Source organism: Bacillus sp. SRB_8 (assembly GCF_003264205.1).
GTDB classification, from domain to species: Bacteria; Bacillota; Bacilli; order Bacillales; family Bacillaceae_G; genus Bacillus_A; species Bacillus_A mycoides.
The window spans coordinates 183,607-200,670 of sequence record NZ_NADT01000004.1 but is presented as its reverse complement, the minus strand read 5'-3'; the positions used below and the strand labels follow the sequence as shown (position 1 = coordinate 200,670).

At 37.5% G+C, this 17,064-nt stretch carries 21 protein-coding genes and 1 pseudogene; 1 reads left to right on the top strand and 21 read right to left on the bottom strand.

Features of this window, described 5'->3' with window-relative positions; all coding sequences use genetic code 11:
* Positions 1-10 precede the first annotated feature (10 nt).
* The 21 genes and pseudogenes from B5P40_RS03175 to B5P40_RS03075 form a co-directional block, all read right to left on the bottom strand.
* A complete protein-coding gene (locus tag B5P40_RS03175) occupies positions 11-664 on the bottom strand; it encodes a DUF975 family protein (RefSeq protein ID WP_002191289.1) in 654 nt (217 codons plus the stop codon).
* A 156-nt stretch (positions 665-820) separates the two neighbouring features.
* Positions 821-1,978, bottom strand: a complete 1,158-nt coding sequence (locus B5P40_RS03165) for an RNA-guided endonuclease InsQ/TnpB family protein (protein ID WP_113708824.1) — start codon at positions 1,976-1,978, stop codon at positions 821-823.
* Positions 1,975-2,211: pseudogene (locus B5P40_RS33295) on the bottom strand (IS607 family transposase); the annotation flags it as partial. The gene B5P40_RS03165 and the pseudogene B5P40_RS33295, both read right to left, overlap by 4 nt.
* A gap of 21 nt (positions 2,212-2,232) precedes the next feature.
* Positions 2,233-3,018 carry a DUF975 family protein gene (locus B5P40_RS03160; protein WP_113708823.1) on the bottom strand — a complete coding sequence of 262 codons (786 nt, stop codon included), beginning with the start codon at positions 3,016-3,018 and terminating at the stop codon, positions 2,233-2,235.
* Positions 3,019-3,414: 396 nt separating this feature from the next.
* A complete protein-coding gene (gene atpC, locus B5P40_RS03155; protein WP_002016279.1) occupies positions 3,415-3,816 on the bottom strand; it encodes a F0F1 ATP synthase subunit epsilon in 402 nt (133 codons plus the stop codon).
* A gap of 20 nt (positions 3,817-3,836) precedes the next feature.
* Positions 3,837-5,246, bottom strand: a complete 1,410-nt coding sequence (gene atpD, locus B5P40_RS03150; protein WP_002034913.1) for a F0F1 ATP synthase subunit beta — start codon at positions 5,244-5,246, stop codon at positions 3,837-3,839.
* Between the two features lie 69 nt (positions 5,247-5,315).
* Complete coding sequence (atpG, locus tag B5P40_RS03145) at positions 5,316-6,176, bottom strand: F0F1 ATP synthase subunit gamma (protein ID WP_002034912.1); 861 nt, start codon at positions 6,174-6,176, stop codon at positions 5,316-5,318.
* A 325-nt stretch (positions 6,177-6,501) separates the two neighbouring features.
* Positions 6,502-8,010: a F0F1 ATP synthase subunit alpha gene (gene atpA, locus B5P40_RS03140; protein WP_000027511.1), complete on the bottom strand. Its 1,509-nt coding sequence runs from the start codon at positions 8,008-8,010 to the stop codon at positions 6,502-6,504.
* 11 nt (positions 8,011-8,021) lie between these two features.
* The gene (gene atpH / locus B5P40_RS03135; RefSeq protein WP_002130060.1) at positions 8,022-8,564 is read right to left on the bottom strand and encodes a F0F1 ATP synthase subunit delta; all 543 of its coding nucleotides are present in this window, start codon (positions 8,562-8,564) and stop codon (positions 8,022-8,024) included.
* Positions 8,561-9,067 carry a F0F1 ATP synthase subunit B gene (gene atpF, locus B5P40_RS03130; RefSeq protein ID WP_002016287.1) on the bottom strand — a complete coding sequence of 169 codons (507 nt, stop codon included), beginning with the start codon at positions 9,065-9,067 and terminating at the stop codon, positions 8,561-8,563. The genes atpH and atpF overlap by 4 nt, the downstream gene beginning before the upstream one ends.
* Positions 9,068-9,196: 129 nt before the next feature.
* Complete coding sequence (atpE, locus tag B5P40_RS03125) at positions 9,197-9,415, bottom strand: F0F1 ATP synthase subunit C (protein WP_000052064.1); 219 nt, start codon at positions 9,413-9,415, stop codon at positions 9,197-9,199.
* 56 nt (positions 9,416-9,471) lie between these two features.
* Positions 9,472-10,191 carry a F0F1 ATP synthase subunit A gene (gene atpB / locus B5P40_RS03120; protein WP_113708822.1) on the bottom strand — a complete coding sequence of 240 codons (720 nt, stop codon included), beginning with the start codon at positions 10,189-10,191 and terminating at the stop codon, positions 9,472-9,474.
* Positions 10,192-10,198: 7 nt separating this feature from the next.
* Entirely contained in the window at positions 10,199-10,591 is a 393-nt protein-coding gene (locus B5P40_RS03115) for an ATP synthase subunit I (RefSeq protein ID WP_002016288.1), read from the bottom strand.
* On the bottom strand, positions 10,591-10,815 hold the full coding sequence (locus B5P40_RS03110) for an AtpZ/AtpI family protein (protein WP_002089742.1): 225 nt from the start codon (positions 10,813-10,815) through the stop codon (positions 10,591-10,593). Before B5P40_RS03110 ends, B5P40_RS03115 begins: the two co-directional genes overlap by 1 nt.
* A 26-nt stretch (positions 10,816-10,841) precedes the next feature.
* Entirely contained in the window at positions 10,842-10,955 is a 114-nt protein-coding gene (locus B5P40_RS03105; RefSeq protein WP_000232963.1) for a DUF4024 domain-containing protein, read from the bottom strand.
* Between the two features lie 374 nt (positions 10,956-11,329).
* Positions 11,330-11,959, bottom strand: a complete 630-nt coding sequence (gene upp, locus B5P40_RS03100; RefSeq protein WP_002034907.1) for a uracil phosphoribosyltransferase — start codon at positions 11,957-11,959, stop codon at positions 11,330-11,332.
* Between the two features lie 273 nt (positions 11,960-12,232).
* Positions 12,233-13,474 carry a serine hydroxymethyltransferase gene (glyA, locus tag B5P40_RS03095; protein WP_002034906.1) on the bottom strand — a complete coding sequence of 414 codons (1,242 nt, stop codon included), beginning with the start codon at positions 13,472-13,474 and terminating at the stop codon, positions 12,233-12,235.
* A gap of 253 nt (positions 13,475-13,727) precedes the next feature.
* The gene (locus tag B5P40_RS03090) at positions 13,728-14,300 is read right to left on the bottom strand and encodes a TIGR01440 family protein (protein ID WP_113708821.1); all 573 of its coding nucleotides are present in this window, start codon (positions 14,298-14,300) and stop codon (positions 13,728-13,730) included.
* A gap of 66 nt (positions 14,301-14,366) precedes the next feature.
* Positions 14,367-14,810: a ribose 5-phosphate isomerase B gene (gene rpiB / locus B5P40_RS03085; protein ID WP_000869917.1), complete on the bottom strand. Its 444-nt coding sequence runs from the start codon at positions 14,808-14,810 to the stop codon at positions 14,367-14,369.
* 96 nt (positions 14,811-14,906) lie between these two features.
* Positions 14,907-15,347: a low molecular weight protein arginine phosphatase gene (locus B5P40_RS03080; RefSeq protein WP_002130066.1), complete on the bottom strand. Its 441-nt coding sequence runs from the start codon at positions 15,345-15,347 to the stop codon at positions 14,907-14,909.
* A 311-nt stretch (positions 15,348-15,658) separates the two neighbouring features.
* Positions 15,659-16,156 (bottom strand): PTS sugar transporter subunit IIA, encoded by a 498-nt coding sequence (locus tag B5P40_RS03075; protein WP_113708820.1) that lies wholly within the window; start codon positions 16,154-16,156, stop codon positions 15,659-15,661.
* Between the two features lie 388 nt (positions 16,157-16,544).
* Between B5P40_RS03075 and B5P40_RS03070 the strand changes: the two genes are divergently transcribed.
* On the top strand, positions 16,545-16,931 hold the full coding sequence (locus tag B5P40_RS03070; protein ID WP_002068579.1) for a DoxX family protein: 387 nt from the start codon (positions 16,545-16,547) through the stop codon (positions 16,929-16,931).
* Positions 16,932-17,064 lie beyond the last annotated feature (133 nt).

Genomic DNA, 17,064 nt, shown 5'->3' with positions numbered 1-17,064 from the left:
TGGGTGTTTTTTAAAGTGTCGGAATTCTTTTTTCGTAATATTCTTCTGCAATCTCTTCGTAAAAAGCTGCTTTTGTTGTATAAAAATATGGAGTTAACCATAAGAATCCAATTCCTAATGTAATCACGCTTAATATAAACCAACCAATAAAACTTAAACATAAAATGAAATACTCCATTTTATGTCCAGCCATCATATGACGGCTTTCTGTAATAGCTTGGTTCAATGAGTACTCAGGATGATCATTTAAAACATAATACGTCATCGCATAAGAAAATGATTTAATAATGCCTGGAATAATAAAAAGCAAGAACCATAAAAAAATATAAACATTTACTAGTATATATACTAAAAATGACTTTAGAAACTTTGTACCTTCTGTAAACCAGCTGAATAGATGCCCAATACGAACTTCTTTTTCCCGAATTATATGTAGCGCTAAACAATAGCCACCTAGCGTTAATGGACCCACTATAAAAATTGTAATAATCTCTATCGAAAGCGAACTATTCCATTCTCCCCAGTTCCATACTTGCGAAAAAATAAATTTAATACTAACACTAAAAGCTGACGTAAGAATCCAAATAAGTAATGTAGCCCCTACACCTAATCCCCATTTCCCTTCCAGTGAATCTAGCGCTTCTCCTTTTAAATCACTAATCATACTTAACCTGCTACTAAAAATATAGATAAATGTATATTCTTAGAGTATTCCTGCTTCTACGTGTCCTGTCTCGCCAATCACTCGCTACTACAGTTTGCTATAACACTCCACAGGCGTAAATTCCGATGTAGCCCACCGTACATACATACAATCTATTTACGTTAGTATTGTATATTCTTTCGCTTGTAAAAGGTTGATTGATGCGTTCAAATCTCTATCCATTACATTTCCACATTCACATGTATATACGCGGTCAGATAGCTTTAAATCCACTTTCTTTTGACCGCAACATGAACATAACTTTGACGATGAATAGAACCTGTCTACCTGACGTAGTTCAATTCCATATTCCTCACATTTAGTCAATAGCCATATTTTAAATGTATAAAAACATTGCCCAGCAACTGCTTTAGATAGATGTTTATTCTTCATCATGCCTTTTACATTCAAATCTTCTACTGTAATAAACGTCGGCTTGGTTTTCACCACATCATTTACAATAGACTTTACATACTCTAGTCGAATATTTGCTAATCGAGCATGTAGTTTTTGCACCCTAAGAATGTTTTTATCTATATTCGCTCTTTTGTTAGTAACAGATTGTTCACCTCGCTTTTTTGTATTTTCAAATTTACGCGATAAAGAGCGTTGTACACGTTTTAACCGTTTTTCTATCTTTTTTACTTTTATTGTTTTGTTGATGTTTTCATGAACGATACGATCGCTACGTATAGCGAAATCCTTCACCCCTAAATCAATACCTAGACCTGTTTGATTAAGTGTTGGCTTTGTTGCTCTTTCTTCCAATTCACAAAGCACAGATACAAAATATCTCCCTGCTCGGGTAAATATAGTTCCACTTTTTACAATCCCTTTTTTGGGGATATAACCATATTCTTTTACTCTCATCCAACCAATCGTTGGAATCTTTACTCTATGTCTTTCTATTGTCCAATCTGTTTTGTTGTTTTTAGGAAAATAGCACTTCACATCTTGATTCTTCTTTTTCTTGTAACGAGGAAATCCAGATAAGCCCTTAAAAAATCTCTTAAAAGCCTTATCTCCATTCATAATTGCCTGTTTTACCGCTTTACTAGATACCTCTTTAATCCATTGATCACATTCTTTTGTATAGACATTGTTTAACCATTTAGAAAAGTCATATCCACTTAGAAAATTTCCCTCAGATTCATACATCTCTTTGTTTTTAGAGAGATACAGATTGTAAACATACCTACACACTCCAATCATTTGATTGATCTTGGTTATTTGTTCATTTGTCGGTTTCATCTCTATCAAATAGGCTCTTCTCATACCTCTTTATCCTCCGACATTTGCTTTTTGTATTTTCTCAATCCATATATCCTACAACTACATACATGAATGATAGATAGCAAATCTTGAACAAGTTCTTCTTGTGAAGATAATTTTTCATTATGAACAACAAGGATTTCCATTCCCATTTTATTAAGAAACTGTTCAAACCAATCTTATTCAAAATGAACAAATCTATCTTTGTGTACGATGATAATAGTCGAAATTTTTCCTTCTATTAGTATAGCACGTCCCTACTGCAATTCATCTTTTGTAATATAGCGATAAAAATGTGCTGTCGTAGTACCTACATATGGACTAAGCCAAAGAAACCCTATTCCAAGAGTAAAAATCGCTAAAATAGCCCATCCTATGAAGCTAAGCCATAGAAGAAATAAGTCTAATTTATGTCCCTTCATAAGGTTTTTACTTTCCTTCATCACCTGTGAAACTCTATAATCTGGATTTTCAATCATAACATAATACGTCATCGCATAAGAAAAATACATCACAATCATTACAACAATCGAAATAGCTAATAGTACAAAGAAAGCAATCGTTAATGATACATTCCCTTCCTCACCAAAAAACGCGAATACACCTAGTAACAACATCGGAATCCACGTACCTGTATATAACAAAATCGCAAGCATAGCCCACATTGTTTTCATCATTCTTTTAAAGCCACGAAATCCTTCAAATAAATAATCTACTCTAGCATCTTCTCGTTTACTAATTTGTAGCAACACATTCGTATAACCGTATGATGTAATACCATAAGATGCATTACTCAAAATGATCATTATGCAATAAAAAATTCCAAATGTAATACCTGCCCCGACTGATATTGCTTCCTCTTCAATTGAACCCGCTAAACCAACAACTAAGAAAAATATAATAATTCCTGGAATTAAAAGTATAAGCATTGCAGCCATTGAAACAACATAACTTAAAATAATATGTAAAATCGTTGATCCAACACCTAGTCCCCATTTTCCCTTTAAAGAGTACAATGCTTCTCGTTTCATTTCACCGATCATTTGTTCATCTCCTTTATGAAATATAAATTGTTATATATTCTCTACTTATACAAACAACAATATAATTATACCAATTTTGTTAGTCTATTCCATCTATTAAATTGAGTTTCAGTTTCGACATTTAAATAAAACACAGCTATGCATGGCTAGATGCTCTCTACTATCTAAAAAGAGGCGTTTTTTTCCCCATCTAAATTTATAGCTATATAACAGAGAGATAACCTGCAGTTCTTTTTATTTCTCGATTTTCACTTGGCATGGGGCAGAAAAAGGCTCTGACCGCTTCTATGCATGGCTGGATGCTCTCTCCTACCTAAAAAAGAGGCGTTTTTTTTCCTCTTTTAATTTATATCCATAACAAAAAATCCGTAAGGGTCAGAGCCCTTACGGATTTTTTTACTTCATATCAGAAACGTTTAAACGGTTCACAGCACGCTGCAAGGCCATTTCTGCACGTCTAAAGTCAACATGTGCTTGTTTATCTTGCATACGTTGCTCAGCGCGACGTTTCGATTCATTTGCACGATGGATATCGATATGGTTTGCTTCTTCAGCAGATGATGATAATACAGTTACTTTATCTGGACGAACTTCGATAAAGCCACCGCTTACTGCTACATAATCAGTGTGCCCACCATTTTTCAGACGAACTGCACTAATTTTTAACGGTGCAACAGTTGGAATGTGACCTGGTAAGATCCCCATTTCCCCACTCTCTGCTTTTACGCTTACCATTTCTACTTCTTTTTCGTAAACCGGTCCATCAGGAGTTACAATACTGACTGGAAATGTCTTCATAATTCGTCCCTCCTAAGGCCTTACGCCATCATTTTCTTCGCGTTTTCAATAACTTCTTCAATGCTACCAACAAGACGGAATGCATCTTCTGGAAGGTCATCATATTTTCCTTCTAGAATTTCTTTGAAGCCACTAACTGTATTTTTCACAGGTACGTAAGAACCTTTTTGACCTGTGAACTGCTCAGCTACGTGGAAGTTTTGAGATAAGAAGAATTGAATACGACGAGCACGATGCACAACTAACTTATCTTCTTCAGATAACTCATCCATACCTAAGATAGCGATGATATCTTGAAGCTCTTTATAACGCTGTAAAGTTTGCTGTACTTGACGAGCTACTTCATAATGCTCTTCTCCTACGATTTCTGGAGAAAGTGCACGAGACGTAGATGCTAATGGATCTACGGCTGGGTAAATACCCATTTGTGTTAAACGACGCTCTAAGTTTGTTGTTGCATCTAAGTGAGCGAACGTTGTAGCTGGTGCTGGGTCAGTATAGTCATCGGCTGGTACGTATACCGCTTGGATAGACGTGATAGACCCTTTATTTGTAGATGTAATACGCTCTTGTAATTGACCCATTTCTGTTGCAAGTGTTGGTTGGTAACCTACCGCAGATGGCATACGACCAAGAAGGGCAGATACTTCAGAACCTGCTTGCGTGAAACGGAAGATGTTATCGATGAACAATAGTACGTCTTGTCCTTGCTCATCACGGAAATGTTCAGCCATTGTTAAACCTGTTAATGCAACACGTTGACGTGCTCCAGGTGGCTCGTTCATTTGTCCAAATACCATCGCAGTTTTCTTAATTACGCCAGAATCGCTCATTTCGTGGTATAAGTCATTACCCTCACGAGTACGCTCACCTACACCAGCGAATACAGAGATACCACCGTGCTCTTGTGCGATGTTGTTAATTAATTCCTGAATTAATACCGTTTTACCTACACCGGCACCACCGAATAGACCGATCTTACCACCCTTAATGTAAGGAGCAAGTAAATCTACTACTTTAATACCAGTTTCAAGAATTTCTATTCTTGTAGATAGTTCTTCGAATGCAGGTGCTTGACGGTGAATTGGATCACGACGTACATCCGCAGGAACATCACCATCTAAGTCAATTGCATCACCTAATACGTTGAATACGCGACCAAGTGTTACATCACCAACTGGTACAGAGATTGCTTTACCAGTATCTTCTACTTCTGTGCCACGAACAAGTCCATCTGTGGAAGACATCGCAACTGTACGAACTGTGTCATCACCTAAATGAAGTGCAACTTCAAATGTTAAGTTGATGCTTGCTCCGTTTTCGTTGCTTTGTTTTACCGTAAGGGCGTTGTAGATTGCTGGTAGCTTTCCGCCATCAAACTTAACGTCTACAACCGGACCCATGATTTGCGTAACGCGCCCTTTATTCATCGGGTTCCCTCCTAGCTTTCTTTTAATTAGCCAGCTTTCTAAGAGAAGTCGGCTTTTAATTTTTTATTACTATTCTAACGCTGCTGCTCCACCAACGATTTCCGTAATTTCTTGCGTAATCGCTGCTTGACGCGCACGGTTGAATGAAAGTGTAAGTGAATCGATAACTTCCATTGCGTTGTCTGTAGCACTCTTCATTGCTGTCATACGCGCCGCGTGCTCACTTGCTTTACCGTCTAGTAATGCACCGTACACTAAGCTTTCTGCGTATTGTGGCAATAATACTTTTAAAATTTCTTCTTCAGAAGGTTCGAATTCATAAGCTGTCGTCGGTTTATTAGACGCCACATCCGTAAGCGGTAAAATTTTATTTTCCGTTACTTCTTGTGAAATTTTACTTACATAATGATTGTAGTAAATGTACAGCTCATCATAAGCACCGTCTGCGAACATCGCAATTGCTCGAGAAGCAAGATCTTTAATATCAGTAAATGATGGGTGGTCAGATAATCCAACTACTTCATCAATGATGTTAAAGCCGCGACGTTTTAAATAATCACGTCCTAGTCGTCCAAGCACAATAATTGAATATTGGTTTGAATCCATATTATGACGTTCACGAACTACGTTACTTACTGTACGTAATACGTTACTGTTATAACCACCTGCTAGTCCGCGATCAGATGTAATAACGATGTATCCTGTACGCTTTACAGGACGCGCATTTAGCATTGGATGATTAATTCCTTTACTTCCTTGCGCAATGCTCGCTACTACTTCTTGAATCTTTTCCATATACGGAACGAAAGATTTAGCATTTTGCTCTGCACGGTTTAACTTAGATGCAGATACCATCTCCATCGCTTTCGTAATTTGACTCGTTTTCTTTGTCGAGGTAATCTTCGCTTTTATATCGCGTAAAGATGCCACAGGTTTTCACCACCTTTTTTCCGGAAGTTGGCACGATTAGTAAGAATCCTCTTTCTAATCTACGTTGCAAGATATTCTTGCTCATGATTGAAGGAAAAGAATAGGTGCACCTACTCTTTTCCTTTACATAACCGTCAGCAATCTCAAAAGCTGAGATGCCTTTATATGATCTAGCTAAGCCACAGTCGGCTTCACTTTTTATTTATCTAGCTCCAGCGGCTTGAATGCTCGGTGGTTTCACTTCTTCCTACGAGGCAAAGACCGCCTCTTCGTCAGAAGCTCCATCCCCCTCACATTCAGAACGAGCCGCTTCCGCTTTTATTTATTATTCAGAAGCTACGAATACTTTTTTAAATCCGTTAATTGCTGCTGCAAACTTGTCGTCATCCGCAAGTTTCTTAGTTGTGCGGATTTCTTCTAATAAGTCAGTTGCATTTGAATCTAACCAAGCGTGGAATTCTTCTTCGAAACGAGTGATATCTACTACTGGGATATCATCTAGGAATCCACGTGTTAAAGCGTAAAGAATGATAACTTGTTTCTCTACACGTAACGGTTTGTGTAATCCTTGTTTTAATACCTCAACTGTACGAGCACCACGGTTTAATTTCGCTTGTGTTGCTTTATCAAGGTCAGAACCGAACTGAGCGAACGCTTCTAACTCACGGTAAGATGCAAGGTCAAGACGAAGTGTACCTGATACTTTACTCATTGCTTTAATCTGAGCAGATCCACCAACACGAGATACAGAAGTACCCGCATCGATCGCTGGACGTACGCCAGAGAAGAATAGGTCAGATTGTAAGAAGATTTGTCCATCCGTAATCGAAATTACGTTTGTTGGGATGTAAGCTGATACGTCCCCTGCTTGTGTTTCGATGAAAGGTAGTGCAGTTAAAGAACCGCCGCCTCTTGCATCACTTAATTTTGCTGCACGCTCTAATAAGCGAGAATGTAAGTAGAATACATCCCCTGGATATGCTTCACGACCTGGAGGACGACGTAATAGTAATGAAAGCTCACGGTAAGCCGCTGCTTGTTTTGATAAGTCATCATATACTACTAATACGTGTTTACCATTGTACATGAACTCTTCACCCATTGTTACACCAGCATAAGCAGCTAGGTATAATAATGGAGCTGGTTGAGAAGCTGATGCAGTTACAACGATTGTGTAATCTAATGCACCGTGCTTACGTAGTGTTTCTACTACGTTACGTACTGTTGATTCTTTTTGTCCGATAGCTACATAGATACAAATCATATCTTCATCTTTTTGGTTAATGATTGTATCAAGTGCAACTGCTGTTTTACCTGTTTGGCGGTCACCGATGATTAACTCACGTTGACCACGGCCAATTGGTACAAGAGCATCGATCGCTTTAATACCTGTTTGAAGTGGTTCATGAACAGATTTACGATCCATTACACCTGGTGCTGGACTTTCGATTGGACGAGTGTTTGTTGTATTGATTGGGCCTAAACCATCAACTGGTTGCCCTAATGGGTTTACAACACGACCGATTAGTTCTTTTCCTACTGGTACTTGCATGATGCGACCAGTACGACGAACTTCGTCACCTTCACGGATTTCTGTGTAAGGTCCTAAAATAATGATACCTACGTTGTTTTCCTCTAAGTTTTGTGCTAGTCCCATAACGCCGTTAGAGAACTCTACAAGTTCACCAGCCATAACGTTATCAAGACCATGAGCACGCGCAATACCGTCACCGACTTGGATAACTGTACCAACATCACTAACTTCGATTTCAGACTGATAGTTCTCGATTTGTTGCTTTATCAGTGCGCTAATTTCTTCAGCTCTGATGCTCATGTGCTTCACCCCTATCTATTCTTCATTAATTCACGCTGAATACGTGCTAATTTTCCTTGTAAGCTTCCGTCGTAAATGCGATTTCCAATACGTACTTTAATGCCGCCTAGTAAATCTTCATCCACAACATTTTTCACGCGAATTGCATCTTTTCCTGTTTTTTTTGCAAATGCTTCTGCAATGTTAAGTTTTTCTTCTTCCGATAGAAGACGAATAGAATATACAGTTGCATCCGCTACGTTACGTTCTTCATTAGCAAGAACAACATATTCATTTGCAATTTCAGGTAGGATATCAATACGCTTGTTATCAATTAAAATATATAACGTATTTAAAATAGATTCAGAAACAGATGCGAATACGTTTGCAAGAAACGTTTTCTTCTGCTCTTTTGAAATGTTCGGTTGCGTTAAAAAGCTATGTAGTTCTCCGTTCTTTGTAAAAACGTTTTGTACAAGGCGTAATTCCTCTTCAAACATTTCTAATACGTGTTTTTCTTTTGCAATTTTAAAAAGAGCGACAGCATAACGTTTTGCTACAATCCCATTGCTCATCGCGCTTCTCCTACTTCTTTAATATAATCGCGAATTAACTTCACTTGATCTTCTTCTTTTAATTCTTTTTCAATTACTTTAGAAGCAATATGAACAGATAAAGAAGCAACTTGTTCTTGTAAAGCAGCAATCGCTTGCTCTTTTTCGCGTTGAATTTCTTGTACAGCAGATGTTTTAATTGATTCTGCTTCTTCTTTCGCAGCAGCAACAATAACATCCTTTTGATCTACAGCTTGTTTCTTCGCTCTTTCGATTAACTCTTGTGCTTCAACACGCGATTGTTTTAACATTTCACGTTGTTCTTCTACTAATTTCTTCGCTTCAGCATTACTTCTTTCTGCAGCGTCGATTTCATTAGTAACATGCTCTTCACGTTCTTTCATAATTCCCATTAAAGGACCCCACGCGAATTTGCGTAGCATTACTAATAGAAGTAAGAAAATGAACAATGTATAAGCAATCGTTCCAAATGGAATGGAAGCCCCTAATAATAAAGTTGGCACAAGGATTCACTCCCTTCAAAATATCTAAATTGATCATATGAAAAAAAAAGACATACGTTTCGTTCATAAAGCAATGGCGAAGAAAGTTCGGAAAAACACTCTTCGCCATCTATGTAAGGGGAGTCTCCCTTATTTGTTCATTACGATGAAAGCAATAACTACACCGATAATTGGAAGTGCCTCAACTAATGCAACCCCGATGAACATAATTGTTTGAAGTGCGCCTTTTAATTCTGGTTGACGAGCAACACCTTCGATTGTACGTGATACGATAAGACCGTTACCAATACCTGCACCTAATGCTGATAAACCAATTGCAATTGCAGCTGCGATTACACCTAAACTCATTTAATTTGTCCTCCTTTGTATTATAAAAAAATAAATTTTTTCTTACTTAAATTATATTAATGGTCATGGCTTACTTTATGAGCCATATAAACCATCGTTAACATTACGAAAATAAATGACTGGATTGAACCAACGAATACGCTGAATCCCATCCATGCTAACATCGGTACAAGTGCACCTAATGCTCCTAAGAATGATGCCCCGCCTAACTTAGCAAGTAATCCTAATAAGATTTCACCTGCGTAAATGTTACCAAATAAACGAAGACCTAACGTTAATGTGTTAGCAAACTCCTCAATAACCTTTAATGGGAATAAGAATTTCATAGGTTGGAAATAACCTTTAACATATTCTTTCGTACCCTTCATCTTAATTCCATAATAATGGGTGAGGGTAACTACCATCACGGCTAATGTTAATGCAACTGCTGGATCAGACGTTGGTGATCTCCACCATGCAATATGTTCGCCAGCCTCAACTGTTGAATACATGAATGGTAAACCAAGGAAGTTCGATACGATGATAAACATGATAAGCGTAACGCCAAGCGTTAAGAAACGTCCACCTGTTTTCCAATCCATCGTACTATTGATAATCCCTTTCACGAAGTCAAACACCCATTCCATGAAATTTTGCATCCCGGTTGGGCGAAGCGCTAAGCTGCGAGTTCCGATAACAGCGATTAAGAAAACAATAACTCCTGCTACAGTAACCATCATAACTGATGACAAATCGAACGTTAAACCTAGAAATTCAACTAATTTACCGTGTTCCACTAGTAATTCACCTCTCTTCCCTGCTCGTATACTCTAAATAAAGAAAATCTATGATCATGACAAGGTATCCTGTCAGCAATCCTACACCTAAGCCCCACATCGCAATTAACTCTTGATATTTGGCTGCAAATAAAATTAGTAACCCAATCGTGGCGAATCTTGAATATGTACTTACCGCTGTCGCCTTAAACTTCACGTTTTCTCCATTTGTTACGCGATCTAATAGCTTGTCTGTTCTACGTGCAATGATGCGCAAACTAAGAAAACTGAAAATCGTTCCGATAATCAGCCCAAGAAATACATCCTTGTAAGAGGTAATTCCCCATCCTAGCACTAGAAGCGCAAGCAAGTAGTACATATATTTCTTTTGTCGTTGGACAAGTCCATGTACGTCTATCATCATTGCTCTCCCGAATAGTAATGTTGAATGAGTCGAATCATTGCGTATACCCCTGTTCCTAACCCGAGTAATAACCCTATAATAAGAAACAACGGAAACGTTCCAACCTTATTATCAATCCATTGCCCACCAAAGATTCCGATAAGAATAGAACCAACTAACTGAGCAAGTATTCCTGACATTAAAGCATACGCTTTTATATGGCTGCGATCGTTTTTTTGCAAGGATTCATCCCTCCAATATGTAACCCTCATTCACGATGTGTTAATAATAACTCATTTTTCTGCATAAATTCTATACAAAATAAAAAGTTTACATTTTCGTCACGGAATAGATGCATTTTTGTCACTGAAAGCCCTACCATCTATCCCCGTTGTTAGCATACAATAGGGTATTAACAGTGTCAACGAGAAATCGTAAAAAATCAAAAAATTTGAGTATTAGGCATTTCCTCCCAAAAATGAAAACGTTCCCCTTCTAAATACTGGTTAGAGATATGCAATTTCTAACAGTTTTCTCTTTATAATAGAAGAAAATGTTCACAAGTTTGTCACTATTATATTTTTAAGATATAGCGCTTTCCTTCCATAATATAGTGTCCCCGAGACGTAAGACTTCTATATTATATGTGATGTGTATATAACTTATGTTGTATATACCCTGTATATTTATCTCCCCCTCCCCCGTGCGCTGAGGGCGAAAAAAAACGAGAGGGGAATCCCCCTCTCGTTTGTTGTCTTACTTCGTTCCGAATAAACGGTCACCAGCATCACCAAGACCTGGAACTACATAACCATGGTCATTTAACTTCTCATCTAATGCTGCTACATAAATATCAACATCAGGATGCTCTTCCTGCACTACTTTTACTCCTTCTGGAGCAGCTACGATACACATTAATTTAATTTGCTTTGCACCGCGCTTTTTCAGAGAATTAATTGCTTCAGCCGCAGAACCACCTGTTGCTAGCATCGGATCTAGTACGATAAAATCACGCTCTTCTACATCCGTTGGAAGTTTCACATAGTATTCTACCGGTTGCAATGTTTCAGGGTCACGGTATAAACCAACGTGTCCTACTTTTGCTGCTGGAATTAATTTCAGAATTCCATCAACCATTCCTAAACCTGCACGTAAAATCGGAATTAAACCAAGTTTTTTACCAGCGATCACTTTTGTTGTCGCTTTGCTTACAGGTGTTTCAATTTCAATGTCTTCAAGTGGAAGGTCACGAGTAATCTCGAAAGCCATTAAGCTTGCTACTTCGTCCACTAATTCACGAAAATCTTTCGTACCTGTATTCTTATCGCGAATATATGTAATCTTATGTTGAATTAACGGGTGATCAAATACATACAGTTTTCCCATGTGAATCTCTCCTTTAGATGATATTCATGCGTTTACACGCTTCTTTACACTATTTACGATTGTAAAGAAAACGCTACTAATATTCAAGGGCAAATTTGGTAAAATCATGATTTTACGATGAATCTATCTAGTATCTTTACCAATTATGGGAGCTGTATCCTTCATTATATCGCCAAAATTTATTCATCATTTGTATACATACTTTAAAAACAATATATGTCCACAAAAAAAGACTACTAAAACAATTACGTTTCAGCAGTCTTTTTTAATCTATTATAGATTTGTATACATTGGGAATTTGCTCGTTAACGCTTCTACACGTTTGCGCGCTTCTTCTAGTTCAGCTTCATTCTCATGATTTTTTAATGTATGAGCAATAATTGCTGCAATCTCATCCATTTCTTCTAAACCGAAATCACGTGATGTTACCGCCGCTGTACCGATACGTACACCGCTTGTTACAAATGGGCTTGCTGTTTCAAATGGAATCGTATTTTTATTCACTGTAATACCAACTTCATCTAATACGTGCTCTGCTACTTTACCTGTAATTTCCAAGTTACGAACATCAATTAAGATTAAATGATTGTCTGTTCCACCAGAAACAAGTGTAAGTCCTTCCTTTTGAAGGCCTTCAGCTAAACGATTCGCATTATTAATGATATTTTGTGCATATGTTTTAAACTCATCTTGTAGTGTCTCACCAAATGCAACAGCTTTTGCAGCAATTACATGCATAAGTGGGCCACCTTGAATACCAGGGAAGATTGATTTATCAATTTGTTTTGCAAATTGCTCTTCACATAAAATCATACCGCCACGTGGGCCACGTAATGTTTTATGTGTTGTTGTTGTAACAAAATGTGCATGTGGTACTGGATTTGGATGTAAACCAGCTGCTACTAAACCGGCGATATGTGCCATATCAACCATTAAGTACGCACCCACTTCATCTGCAATCTCACGGAATCGTTTGAAATCGATAACACGAGGATATGCACTTGCACCTGCAACGATTAATTTTGGTTTATGTTCTTTCGCTTTTGCTAATACATCATCGTAATTAATACGGTGAGATTCAGCATCCACGCCATATTCTACGAAATTATATTGTACTCCACTGAAGTTAACAGGGCTTCCGTGTGTTAAGTGACCACCATGAGATAAATTCATGCCAAGTACTGTATCGCCTTGCTCTAAAATCGTGAAGTATACTGCCATGTTCGCTTGTGCACCAGAATGTGGTTGAACATTTACATGCTCTGCGCCAAAAATTTCTTTCGCGCGATCACGTGCGATATCTTCTACTACGTCTACGTGTTCACAACCACCATAGTAACGTTTTCCAGGATATCCTTCAGCATACTTATTCGTTAGAACAGAACCTTGCGCCTCCATTACTGCTTCACTTACGAAGTTTTCCGAAGCAATTAACTCGATCTTTGAACGCTGTCTTCCTAGTTCTGCCTCAATTGCAGCAAATACCTTTTCATCTTGACGTTTTAAATGATTCACCAAAATCCCCCTTTTCTGAACGAATTACATCAATTCCCAATAGTTTTTTCTCATTTATTCAGAAAAAACGAAAATTCAGGTTGTAATTCTTTCGAACCTTCATGTTTTCAACTACATTCTAACATGACTTTCTATATCATAAAAGAAAAAAAAAGACCAAAATTGGTCTTTTCTTTCTTCTATTATAAAGTCAGACTACATACCTTTTACCTTTCGATATACAGCTGTTATAAGACTTTATAATTTTTCATGTTTAACGGCAAGGAATAGCTTCTTCATTTGCCGCATAAACGGCACGTGCTCCACCTATTAGTTTCCCACGTGTTTTCGCCATCGTTACATGCGCACTTCCTATTTCCTTCACACTTGTACGAACCGGTACAGCTACATGCTTTAAATGCATACCTATAAATGTATCGCCGATATCCATTCCTGCATCTGCTTTAATAAACTCAATTACTACCGGATCTTTAAAATTGTGATACGCATACGTCGCTAATGCACCACCTGCTGATCTAACAGGCGTAACTGTTACAATTTCAAATTGATATTTCATCGCTACATCTCTCTCAACTACTAAAGCACGATTTAAATGCTCACAACATTGAAACGCCAATTCAATACCTGTTCTCTCTTGAAATTGTTTTAATTCAGAAAAAATCGCCTCTGCCACTTCCATCGTTCCTGATGTTCCAATTCTTTCACCTAGCACTTCGCTCGTGCTACACCCCACTACAAAAATTTGGCCTCTTTGCAGCGTGGCTTGTTCTTGGAAATCAGAAAGCAACATTTGTAGCTGTTCTCTTACCTTTACGATTTCTGTCATTACGCCTCTTCCTTTCACAGGTTGGTTCACCAAATTATATTTCATACTACTTATAGTTAGAATCTATTACTTTGTTTCGTACGTTTTAATTTTTCCTACGCGGTTTTCGTGACGGCCACCTTCATAGTCAGTTGTTAGCCAAATTTTCGCGATATCACGCGCTAGACCAGCTCCAATTACACGCTCGCCCATCGCTAACATGTTAGTGTCATTATGCTCTCTCGTCGCTTTCGCACTGAAAGTATCATGAACTAATGCACAACGAATACCATTTACTTTGTTTGCTGCGATTGACATACCAATGCCTGTCCCGCAAACTAAAATACCACGATCCACTTCACCATTCGCGACCATTTCTGCTGCTGGAAACGCAAAATCAGGGTAATCAACAGAACCAGCTTCACATTCACAACCTAAATCAATATATTCAATATTTAGCTCTTCTAATAAACTTACAAGTTCTTTACGGATATTCATACCGCCGTGATCAGATGCTACTACTACTTTCATTTTTACCCCTCCGAAGTTTCAATCAATTATCTTCATTTCACACTCGCTACCTAAATGGAACAAAGTGATCTCCAATATCGTATTATACACGAAACATCAACCTTCTGAATGTTTTTTCAGTAAAGTTTGTACAAGTTTTTCCATCTCTTCTAACGTTTCTTTATAAATAGAAAGCGATCCGCCAAATGGATCTGAAATATCCTTACTTACACCCTCAGTTAATCCATATAATGTATCCAATTTCTTTTCCACGCTCGGATAATACCCAAGTACAATTTGCTTATGGTTTTCCGTCATTGTTACTACAATGTCCGCCCAATCAACCAAAGTATCGTTTACCTGCTGCGCGGCATGATCGATTACAATTCCTTTTTCAGCTAAAGCTTCCTTTGCATGTATCGACACATCGCTTCCAGGATAGGCGAAGACACCAGCAGATTGCACTTCAAATTTACCTTCTCCATAATGACGAAGCAAAGCCTCAGCCATCGGACTACGGCATGTATTTCCTGTGCAAACAAATAACACCCGTTTCATCTAAACCCACCCCTTTTTTTCTGTTTCCTACATTTATCCCGATTGGTGAAGGCTAATAATCAGCGGGGGATGAACACCCTCCACTCATTAAAGTTTCACTTTATCATAGCGTACATTAGAATAGAACAAAAGAAATGTGAATATACGAAAGGCGCATTTCTCTTATATTTTTTCTAAGAAAAATGCGCCTTATTCACATATATGAAACCCTATTTCCAAGTGCCCAAAGTATTTTACCATACATAATGAACACACTACGAAACAAAATAAGGAATCCATTTCATATGAAACGGATTCCTTCTATCAAATAATTATTTCATTGTAACTTTCATTACTTCTGTTGAACCTTTTGTAGCTGTTACACCTACAGTTGTCTTAATAGACTCAGCTGCATCTGTGTTTGTAATAACGATTGGAGTAATTGTGCTTTTCGCTTTTTCACGAATTAATTCTAAGTCAAATGAGATTAATTTATCTCCAGCTTTTACAGCTTGTCTTTCAGAAACGTGAGCTTCGAAACCTTCACCTTCCATTTTTACAGTTTCTAATCCAACGTGGATTAAAATTTCTGTACCGTTTTTCGCTTTAATTCCAATAGCATGTTTCGTGTGGAATAATTGTACGATTTCACCATCAACTGGAGATACAACTACACCTTCAGTAGGATCGATCGCAACACCGTCACCCATCATACGACCAGCGAATACTGGATCTGGTACTTCTTCAATATTTTTCACTGCTCCAGTTAATGGAGCTACGATTGTTTCTTCATTTGTTTTTGAACCAAAACCGAATAATTTTTTAAACATAGGATAGTCCTCCTTATAATTTACCTAAAAGTTTATAGGGCAATCTCTATTCAAGATCGAAATACACGTAAGACTTCATACTTCGAATGTTATACTGTAAAAACTCTTTCGAAATAAATCATGTCATTACTACTAGACTCTTATTGTAGCGCTTCACAAAATTCCAGTCAATTCTGATTGTCTGAATAACAATGAGAAGTTAACTTCTACTTATATTTTCTCTTTTTTTCACTTACTTGTCTAGAGGTCTTTACTACATTTTATTTTTTGTTGTTAATTTGTAAAATTCCTTTCAAATTTTTGTTAAAATCCACTTGACTAAAGTAAGTAACTATTTTATCATTACTTACATAAGATAAGTTAATAACTTTTAGGAGGTTTTTTTAAAATGATGGATATCGGTCTTCTTATTATTCGTCTTATTATAGGAATTACATTCATGGGTCATGGTGCTCAAAAATTATTTGGTTGGTTCGGCGGTTACGGCTTAAAGGGAACTGGCGGCTGGATGGAGTCAATCGGCTTACGTCCTGGTGTATTTATGGCATTTATGGCTGGCGCAACTGAACTATTAGGTGGTTTCTTATTCGCAGCAGGTATTTTCACTGTAGTTGGTTCATTATTTATCGTAGGAACAATGTTAGTAGCAATTTTCACAGTTCACGGAAAAAATGGTTACTGGGTAACACAAAACGGATTCGAATATAATTTAATGTTAATCGCTGTCGCTATCGGTGTAGCTTTAATTGGACCTGGCGCTTACGTTTTACTTTAATATTTATCTCTATTTCAAGATATTTACCAAAAAAGAGATTACTTCAGTACAATCGAGGTAATCTCTTTTTTTTACATCATCAAAAAAATATTATTTTCAGCAGGAGATTCCCATTGATATCTTGTAAAGGAAC